We start from the raw sequence: 9,514 nt of genomic DNA on the forward strand, positions 1-9,514 counted from the left end.
TGTCAGTGGCGGGCCATATTTTTAGCCAAAGCGCTCACCTCGACGACGCTGCCCCCAATAAAAGAGACTGGCTATGACCAAGACTCTCCATCACCGTGCCTGCCATCTGTGCGAAGCCATCTGCGGCCTGACCCTGGAAACCACTCAGGGAGAAGATGGCAGCATGACCATCACCTCAATCAAGGGCGACCCACTGGACAGTTTCAGTCGCGGTCATATCTGCCCCAAGGCTGTGGCCCTGCAAGATATCCAGAACGATCCGGACCGCTTGCATCAACCGATGCTGCGGGTCGGTAGCGAATGGCAGCCGATCCCCTGGGATGAGGCCTTCGCCCTGGTGGCCGAGCGGCTGGCGGGGATTCAGGCCCGTCACGGGCAAAATGCGGTCGCGGTGTACCAGGGTAATCCCAGCGTGCATAACTATGGCTTGATGACCCACAGCAACTATTTCCTTGGCCAGTTGAAGACACGCAACCGCTTTTCCGCCACCTCGGTGGACCAGTTGCCTCATCACCTGACCAGTCACCTGATGTACGGCCATGGTTTGTTGCTGCCGATTCCAGACATCGATCACACCGATTTCATGCTGATCCTCGGCGGTAACCCGTTGGCGTCCAACGGCAGCATCATGACCGTGCCAGATGTGGAAAAGCGCCTGAAAGCCATCCAGGCCCATGGCGGTAAAGTGGTGGTGGTCGACCCGCGCCGCAGCGAGACAGCGGCGATGGCTGACCAGCATCTGTTCGTTCGTCCCGGTGGCGATGCCGCGTTGTTGTTCGGGCTGCTCAATACGCTGTTTGCCGAGAACCTGACCCGTGACAGCCACCTGCCGATAGACGGGCTGGATGAAGTGCGTCGCGCCATTTCAGGCTTCACGGCCGAGGCGATGAGCCGCCAGTGCGCGGTGCCGGCCGAGCAGATTCGTCAGCTGGCGCGGGATTTTGCGGCAGCGGACAAGGCCGTCTGTTATGGCCGCATGGGCGTCTCGACCCAAGCGTTCGGCACGTTGTGCCATTGGCTCGTGCAGTTGATCAACCTGGTTACCGGCAATCTTGACCGCGTAGGTGGTGCGTTGTGCACCGAACCTGCGGTGGACCTGGTGGCGGCGACCTCTGGCGGGCATTTTAATCGCTGGCAGAGTCGCGTTTCCGGGCGTCCGGAGTACAGCGGCGAGTTGCCGGTGTCGGCACTGGCTGAAGAAATACTCACCGAAGGCGAAGGGCAAATCCGCGCCCTGGTAACGGTAGCGGGCAATCCGGTGTTGTCCACACCCAACGGGCGGCAACTGGAGCAGGCCTTGGATGGTCTTGAGTTCATGGTCAGCATCGACTTCTATATCAACGAAACCACGCGCTATGCCGACCTGATCCTGCCGTCCACCTCGGCCCTGGAAAACGATCATTACGACACCACTTTCAATATGTTCGCGGTGCGCAATGTCACGCGGTTCAATCGCGCGATTTTGCCCAAGCCCGAGGGCGCGCTGCATGATTGGGAAATCTTTGTTGGCTTGGCCCAGGCGTTTGCAGCGAAAACCGGCAACGTACTCAAGCCGACCATGGCGCCGTCGCAGATGATCGACTTCGGCCTGAGGGCCGGTGCCTACGGTGATACTTCCAGCCACAAGTTGTCGGTAGCGGCGTTGGCCGATCATCCCCATGGCCTTGACCTGGGGCCGCTGAAAGCCAACCTGGCTGCTCGACTGAAAACGGCCAATCTCCGGGTACAGGCGGCGCCAGCGGTGATTCTCGCGGACCTGGTGCGCTTTGCCGCGCAGCCACTGCCTGCGGTTGATGAGTTACTGCTGATTGGTCGTCGTCACGTGCGCAGTAATAATTCGTGGATGCATAACTACCATCGCTTGGTGAAGGGCAAGCCTAGGCATCAGTTGCTGATGCATCCCGATGACCTTGCCAGCCGCCAGTTGAGTGACGGTCAGCGGGTTCGCGTGAGTTCGCGCATTGGCATGATTGAAGTGGAAGTAGTGGCCAGCCTGGACATGATGGCGGGTGTGGTCAGCTTGCCTCACGGTTGGGGGCATGGTCGCCCCGGGGTACAGATGACCATCGCCAGCGGGCAGCCAGGGGCGAGCGCCAATGACCTGACGGATGAGCGGCAGTTGGATGAGCTGTCGGGCAATGCGGCGTTGAACGGCGTGCCGGTGCAGGTGGTTGCGGCGTGACAGTGGAGGTGGGGTGGTGACTTGTCCGTCGGGGAGTCCGAGCACCACGCCAGGCTTTGCGTTACAATGCGCCACCGTGCCGACCCGTGAGTCGCAAAGTTCCAGCCGAGGTGCTCCATGGATATCATCGAAACGATTAAAGAGCAGATTGCCAGCAACACGGTTCTGCTTTACATGAAAGGTTCGCCGAATGCCCCCCAGTGTGGCTTTTCCGCGAAGGCCGCCCAGTCCGTGATGGCTTGCGGTGAGAAGTTTGCTTACGTGGATATCCTGCAGAACCCGGAAATCCGCGCCAACCTGCCGAAGTACGCCAACTGGCCAACCTTCCCGCAGCTGTGGGTCGGCGGTGAGCTGGTCGGCGGTAGCGATATCATGACCGAGATGGCGGCTGACGGTTCGTTGCAGACCACTATCAAGGCGGCTGTTGAAGCGGCTGCTGCAAACAAGACCGAAGCCTGATTTGTTTTAGGCGCCGGCAATAAAAAAGCCCCGCTTCTCCATAAGAGAGCGGGGCTTTTTAGTGGCTAACTTGTGGGAGCGAGCTTGCTCGCGAAGAATTTATAGGCACCGCGAAACACCAGATGCGCTGCGTTATCGTTAACGCTCTTCGCGAGCAAGCTCGATCCTTGGGTTATTCACCCATCTGCGATTGCAGATAATTCTCGATCGTTACTTTGTCGATCAGGCCGACTTGGGTTTCCAGCCAGTCGATGTGCTCTTCCTGGTCTTCAAGGATATCTTCCAGCAACTCGCGGCTGCCGAAGTCGCCCTTGGTTTCGCAATGAGCGATGGCGGCCTTCAGGTTGGTGTGGCTCTTGCGCTCGAAGTTCAGGTCACAGGTAATCATTTCCTGGGAGTGCTCACCGATGTGCAGCTTGCCCAGGTCCTGGACGTTCGGCAGGCCTTCCAGGAACAGGATGCGCTTGATCAGTTTGTCCGCGTCCTTCATGGCTTGGATCGATTCTTTGTACTCGTGCTTGCCCAGTTTTTCCAGGCCCCAATCTTCATACATGCGCGCATGCAGGAAGTACTGATTGATCGCGACCAGTTCATTGGCAAGAATTTTGTTGAGATGCTGGATGACTGTAACGTCGCCTTTCATGATGGGGTCCTGCCCTATATTCGCTGTATATAGGCAGGAGTTTGAGCGGCGCAATGATTACTGTCAAACCTAAGTTATTGAATAATATATGAAAATTAATCGGAATAAGAATGTTTTTGTTCCGCGTCTTGACGGTAACTGATTGAATTGCGGGCATAAAAAAACCGGACACTAAGTCCGGTTCTTTAAAACACGCCAATTATGCGTGTGTAAATTCTGCAGAGTAGGGGATCGCAGCCTGGGCGCTTTGCAGCTTCGTCAGGGTTTCCCGTACCACTTGCTTGGCCAGGCAGGCACATTTGCCGCATTGGCTAGCAACGCCGGTGGTTTCACGCACTTCTTTGTAGCTGCAGCAACCTTCGTAGATTGCTTCGCGGATTTGTCCGTCGGTGACGCCAGTGCAGAGGCAGACATACATAAGGGAGAACCATCGCGGGTTTGAGGCTTAAGTGCGATAGATCTTAATGTTAACGAGAATGATTGTCAAAATAGTTTCTATCAGCTCCTGGCTAGAGCGCTCCCTTACCGATGAACGGTTTGTGCGCAGGGCGTTTTGCCATCATTCTGCCCGCGCAGGGGATTTGGAAAATCCACTAAGGACAGCTCAAAGTGGCCGTGTATGATGGTCGGTCTTCACGAAGCGTGATCGCGTCACAGTCCTGTCGTTTACCCAAGGCAGACTGGAGCGGGTCCTTTTTTACTTCAATCATGCTTTTATCAGCACTGCATCAGGAGATATCCAATGAGCGTACTCGTCGGCAAACCGGCCCCGGATTTCGATGTACCTGCCGTCCTCGGCAATGGCGAAATCGTTGACAGCTTCAAGCTGTCTGAAGCCATCAAAGGCAAATACGGCCTGGTGTTCTTCTATCCGCTGGACTTCACCTTCGTCTGCCCATCGGAGCTGATCGCTCTGGATCACCGCATGGACGATTTCAAGGCGCGTAATGTTGAAGTGGTAGCCGTTTCCATCGACTCCCATTTTACCCACAACGCCTGGCGCAACACTGCCATCAATGATGGCGGCATCGGCAAAGTCAAATACACCATGGCTGCCGACATGAAGCACGACATCGCCAAGGCCTACGACGTTGAGTCCGAAGGCGGCGTAGCGTTCCGTGGTGCGTTCCTGATAGACGACAAGGGCGTTGTCCGCTCGCAGATCATCAACGACCTGCCGCTGGGCCGTAACATGGAAGAGCTGATCCGCCTGGTTGACGCGCTGCAATTTCACGAAGAGCACGGTGAAGTCTGCCCTGCCAACTGGAAAAAAGGCGACAAGGGCATGAACGCTTCGCCAGAAGGCGTTGCTGCTTACCTGACCGAGAACGCTAGCAAGCTGTAATCGCCACGTTAGCGGCAAAAAAAACCGGCCTGATAGGGCCGGTTTTTTTATGCGCGGGATTTAACCTCAGTCGTTGAAGTCTTCCCACCCACCCATCTGTTTCCAGCGGTTGACGATGCCGCAGAACAGGTCGGCGGTCTTCTCGGTGTCGTAGCGGGCCGAGTGGGCTTCACGGCCGTCGAAGTCGATACCGGCGGCCTGGCAGGCTTTTGCCAGCACGGTTTGGCCATAGGCCAGACCTGCCAACGTTGCGGTGTCGAAACTGGAGAACGGATGAAACGGGTTGCGTTTCATGTCCAGGCGCGTCACGGCGGCGTTGAGGAAGCCCAAGTCGAAGCTGCTGTTGTGGCCTACGAGGATGGCGCGTTTGCAGCCATTGGCCTTCAATGCCTTGCGTACACCGCGAAAAATATCGGTCAGCGCGGTTTCTTCGCTGACGGCCATGCGCAGCGGATGATCGAGCTTGATCCCGGTGAACTCCAGGGCGGCCGCCTCGATGTTGGCGCCTTCGAACGGTTCGACGCGAAAGAAGTGGGTGTGTTCCGGAAACACGAAACCCTGTTCATCCATGCCAATGGTGACGGCAGCAATTTCCAGCAAGGCGTCGGTGGCGCAGTTGAAACCGCCGGTTTCTACATCAATGACCACTGGCAGGTAGCCACGGAAACGCTCGGCCATCGGGTGACGGGAACCACCACCACCGTGTTCCTGGTCGTCGTCGAAATGGTCTTCACTCACGGGTGTTCCTCCAGCAGGCGCCAGCGCAGTGTTTCACCGGCGCGCAGCGGGATTACGGTCAGCTCGCCAAATGGCAGGCTGGTTGGGGCGGTCCAGTCTTCACGAACCAGGGTAATGCGGTCGGTATTCGCCGGCAGCCCGTAGAAGCGCGGGCCATTGAGGCTGGCGAAACCTTCAAGCTTGTCCAGGGCGTTGCGTTGCTCGAACGCCTCGGCGTACAGCTCGATTGCGGCATAGGCGGTGTAGCAGCCGGCACAACCACACGCCGCTTCCTTGGCGTGCTGGGCGTGGGGCGCGGAATCTGTGCCGAGGAAGAACTTCTCGCTGCCACTGGTGGCGGCATCGAGCAGTGCGACCTGATGGGTGTTTCGCTTGAGGATCGGCAGGCAGTAGAAGTGCGGCCGAATCCCGCCCACCAGCATGTGGTTGCGGTTGTACAGCAAGTGATGCGCGGTGATGGTCGCACCGACGTTGGCCGAGGCCTCGGTGACGAACTGCACGGCATCAGCGGTGGTGATGTGTTCGAACACGACTTTGAGAGTCGGGAACAGCTCGACCACGCGACGCATATGCTCGTCGATAAAGATCTTCTCGCGATCGAATACGTCGACATCACCACGGGTGACTTCGCCGTGGATCAGCAACGGCATGCCGACCTCGGCCATGGCTTCGATAGCCGGCAGGATCTTATCTATGCTGGTCACGCCAGAATCTGAGTTGGTGGTTGCGCCGGCCGGGTACAGCTTGGCGGCGTGGACAAAGCCGCAGGCCTTGGCCTCGCGAATTTCTTCGGGCTGGGTACGGTCGGTCAGGTACAGCACCATCAACGGTTCGAAGCGGCTACCGGCCGGTCGTGCAGCGAGAATGCGCTGGCGATAGGCGTCGGCTTCCGCGGCGTTACGCACCGGAGGTACCAGGTTAGGCATGATGATGGCGCGGCCAAACGTACGCGCTACATCGGCCACGGTTTGGGGCAACGCTGCACCATCGCGAAGATGAATATGCCAGTCGTCGGGACGCAGCAGGGTCAGGCGGTCGGACATTGGGGATTCCAGGCGGGTCAATCTGGTGGGAATGCTACCGGAAAAGACTCTTGCAGGCACTCGCTATCAAGTTTTGCAGGATGCGACCGATATCCCTGGGTATGCCTTAACGATGTATGACGCCTTGATGTGTTGTAGAAACCAATGGAGCCTCCCGTGCGCCAGCATTATCTAGCCCTGCTCAGTGTGTTCGCCAGCTTGCCCGCGATGGCCCTCACGTTCCAGACCCGTCTGGAGAATATTGAGTGGAAGGTAGAAGGCGACAAATTCGAGTGTCGCTTGAGCCAGTCGATCAGCGATTTTGGTTCTGGCGAGTTCGTGCGCCGTGCGGGCGAGCAGGCAACATTTCGCCTGAAAGCCTATAACGGCTCCCTGGGCGCAGGTTCCGCGACACTATTAGCGGCAGCAGCGCCGTGGCAGCCGGGGCGCGGTGATATCAATCTGGGAGCAGTGCGTGCCGGTAGCGGTGATGTGCTGTTCAACAGCTCCCAAGCCCAGGCCGGGCGTTTGTTCAATGGCTTGCTCGATGGCCGCAGCCCGACGGTACGCCACTACGGCCGCGATGGGGGTTACTCCGAAATACGTCTATTGCCGGTGAAGTTCAACAAAGCCTACAGCGACTACCAGTTGTGTACCGCGAAACTGCTGCCGATGAATTTCGAGCAGGTCAAACAGGCCGAGGTAGGTTTTCCCGGTGGTGGCATCGATCTGGACGCCGCTGCCAAGGCCAAGCTGTTGGTGATGCTGGAATTCATCAAGGCCGATCCGACCGTCAATCATATCGAGTTGGACGGCCACTCGGACAACAGCGGCAATCGCCTGACCAATCGTGACCTTTCAAGGCGTCGCGGCCTGGCGGTGATGGACTTTCTCAAGGCCAACGGTATCCCTGAATCGCAGATTGTCCTGCGTTTTCACGGTGAACGTTACCCGCTGGCACCGAACACCAATCCAGGCAACCGGGCGAAGAATCGCCGGGTCAATATTCATCTGGAGCGGGTGCCGGCTCCCGAGAAGCCGACGCCCCAGGCGAAGGCCCCGAGTAGCGCCGCCACCACCTCCTGAGGTGCGGCTATTAGTCGCTCGCCCGACAGAATCTGTCGCTTTATCTTCATTTGCTGTCGCGCCCCTGTAAATTCACGGTTTTGATCGGTAGAATCGACGCCTTTCCGTAAAACCCGTGGAGTGATGGCATGGCCGACGTAAACAAGGTCGTTCTCGCGTATTCCGGCGGCCTGGACACTTCGGTGATCCTCAAGTGGCTGCAGGATACTTATAACTGTGAAGTGGTGACCTTCACCGCTGACCTGGGTCAGGGCGAAGAGGTCGAACCTGCACGTGCCAAGGCGCAAGCCATGGGCGTGAAAGAGATCTACATTGACGACCTGCGCGAAGAGTTCGTCCGCGATTTCGTCTTCCCGATGTTTCGCGCCAACACCGTCTATGAAGGCGAGTACCTGCTGGGTACCTCCATTGCACGTCCGCTGATTGCCAAGCGCCTGATCGAAATCGCCAACGAAACCGGCGCTGACGCCATTTCCCATGGCGCCACCGGCAAGGGCAACGACCAGGTGCGTTTCGAACTGGGCGCCTATGCGTTGAAGCCTGGTGTGAAAGTGATTGCCCCTTGGCGCGAATGGGACCTGCTGTCTCGTGAAAAGCTGATGGACTACGCTGAAAAGCACAACATTCCGATCGAGCGCCACGGCAAGAAGAAGTCCCCGTACTCGATGGACGCCAACTTGCTGCACATCTCCTATGAAGGCGGCGTGCTGGAAGACACCTGGACCGAGCACGAAGAAGACATGTGGAAATGGACTGTCTCCCCGGAGAACGCGCCTGACACTGCACAGTACCTGGAGCTGACCTACCGCAACGGCGACATCGTCGCGCTGGACGGCGTCGAAATGACCCCGGCCACCGTATTGGCGACCTTGAACCGTATCGGTGGCGAACACGGTATTGGCCGTCTGGACATCGTCGAGAACCGTTACGTGGGCATGAAGTCCCGTGGCTGCTACGAAACCCCGGGCGGCACCATCATGCTGCGTGCTCACCGCGCCATCGAGTCCATCACCCTGGACCGTGAAGTCGCTCACCTCAAAGACGAGTTGATGCCCAAGTACGCCAGCCTGATCTACACCGGCTACTGGTGGAGCCCTGAGCGTCTGATGCTGCAACAGATGATCGACGCTTCCCAGGCCCACGTGAGCGGTGTTGTGCGCCTGAAACTGTACAAGGGTAACGTCATCGTCACCGGGCGCAAGTCGGACGAGTCGCTGTTCGATGCCAATATCGCCACTTTTGAAGAAGATGGCGGCGCCTACAATCAGGCAGACGCGGCCGGCTTCATCAAGCTCAATGCACTGCGCATGCGCATTGCAGCCAACAAGGGCCGTAAGTTGTTCTGAAATATTTGAGCTGTTGTGAAAAGGTCCCTTGTTTAAGGGGCCTTTTTTTTACTGAAAATTATTGGGAGTCTGAACTTTGTTTATCGTGTTTTATTGATAGAGAGGAGCCAGTGCGTCGCATCGGTTTTATTTTTAAATACTGGTTTGGCAACTCTGTCTATGTGTCGCTACGTTTAGTTCGCCTGGCTTGCTGTAGGAAATATTGAGGTATTGAAGTTTAGATGTCTTCTTCATGATGTCGGAAAAATTAATAGGTGTGTGGTATTGGCTTATACGTCAGATCTACAGGGGTATTAACGGCTAACTTCTCTTGAGAGCATTTGCAACGTTAATGCTCTGCGCGTCAGCAGCGTAAGGTTAAAGGCAAGCAAGGGGCATTGCCTGGAACTCGTGTGCGGTATGGTTACGCTGAACCCCTTTGCGTAGGAGTATTTCACTCAAAATATGTTTGCCTACGGAATGTTCTGAAAGGCCAAATAACATGCGATACACCCTTGCTGACGTTTTTTTGTAGGCTAAATCCTATCTCCTTGTGGGGTGGGTCTCTGATTGCTGTTGCTTGGGGGTGAACGAGCCCCATGAAAGACAGGACACCGTTTCCCCCTTACGATAAGGGATAGGCAAACGGTTATGTTTATGACTAATAGCAACGATAAGAGTGGTGAGCTTTTGGGTCAGGAGCGGCGGCGCCGC

General features: G+C 57.0%; 9 protein-coding genes. 5 read left to right on the forward strand and 4 right to left on the reverse strand.

All coding sequences use genetic code 11. The features are described 5' to 3' along the window. Window positions 1–73 precede the first annotated feature (73 nt). Entirely contained in the window at window positions 74–2,182 is a 2,109-nt protein-coding gene (locus tag FQ182_RS04515; protein ID WP_149411051.1) for a molybdopterin oxidoreductase family protein, read from the forward strand. Between the two features lie 117 nt (window positions 2,183–2,299). After that, on the forward strand, window positions 2,300–2,641 hold the full coding sequence (grxD, locus tag FQ182_RS04520) for a Grx4 family monothiol glutaredoxin (RefSeq protein WP_133099694.1): 342 nt from the start codon (window positions 2,300–2,302) through the stop codon (window positions 2,639–2,641). 172 nt (window positions 2,642–2,813) lie between these two features. Here grxD and bfr read toward each other — a convergent pair whose 3' ends face one another. Further along, complete coding sequence (gene bfr / locus FQ182_RS04525) at window positions 2,814–3,284, reverse strand: bacterioferritin (RefSeq protein ID WP_149411052.1); 471 nt, start codon at window positions 3,282–3,284, stop codon at window positions 2,814–2,816. 199 nt (window positions 3,285–3,483) lie between these two features. Beyond that, window positions 3,484–3,702 (reverse strand): bacterioferritin-associated ferredoxin, encoded by a 219-nt coding sequence (locus FQ182_RS04530; RefSeq protein ID WP_133099692.1) that lies wholly within the window; start codon window positions 3,700–3,702, stop codon window positions 3,484–3,486. 324 nt (window positions 3,703–4,026) lie between these two features. Between FQ182_RS04530 and FQ182_RS04535 the strand changes: the two genes are divergently transcribed. Next, window positions 4,027–4,629 carry a peroxiredoxin gene (locus tag FQ182_RS04535; RefSeq protein ID WP_133099691.1) on the forward strand — a complete coding sequence of 201 codons (603 nt, stop codon included), beginning with the start codon at window positions 4,027–4,029 and terminating at the stop codon, window positions 4,627–4,629. Window positions 4,630–4,695: 66 nt separating this feature from the next. Here the strand turns inward: FQ182_RS04535 and rnt are convergent, their stop codons facing one another. Further along, window positions 4,696–5,367, reverse strand: a complete 672-nt coding sequence (rnt, locus tag FQ182_RS04540) for a ribonuclease T (RefSeq protein ID WP_149411053.1) — start codon at window positions 5,365–5,367, stop codon at window positions 4,696–4,698. Next, window positions 5,364–6,410, reverse strand: a complete 1,047-nt coding sequence (gene pyrC, locus FQ182_RS04545) for a dihydroorotase (protein WP_149411054.1) — start codon at window positions 6,408–6,410, stop codon at window positions 5,364–5,366. The genes rnt and pyrC overlap by 4 nt, the downstream gene beginning before the upstream one ends. 156 nt (window positions 6,411–6,566) lie before the next feature. On the opposite strand from pyrC, the gene FQ182_RS04550 reads away from it, so the two are divergent. After that, the gene (locus tag FQ182_RS04550) at window positions 6,567–7,475 is read left to right on the forward strand and encodes an OmpA family protein (protein WP_149411055.1); all 909 of its coding nucleotides are present in this window, start codon (window positions 6,567–6,569) and stop codon (window positions 7,473–7,475) included. 128 nt (window positions 7,476–7,603) lie between these two features. Then, the gene (locus FQ182_RS04555; RefSeq protein ID WP_133099687.1) at window positions 7,604–8,821 is read left to right on the forward strand and encodes an argininosuccinate synthase; all 1,218 of its coding nucleotides are present in this window, start codon (window positions 7,604–7,606) and stop codon (window positions 8,819–8,821) included. Window positions 8,822–9,514: the final 693 nt, after the last annotated feature.

Source organism: Pseudomonas sp. ANT_H4, assembly GCF_008369295.1.
In the GTDB taxonomy this organism is placed as follows: Bacteria; Pseudomonadota; Gammaproteobacteria; order Pseudomonadales; family Pseudomonadaceae; genus Aquipseudomonas.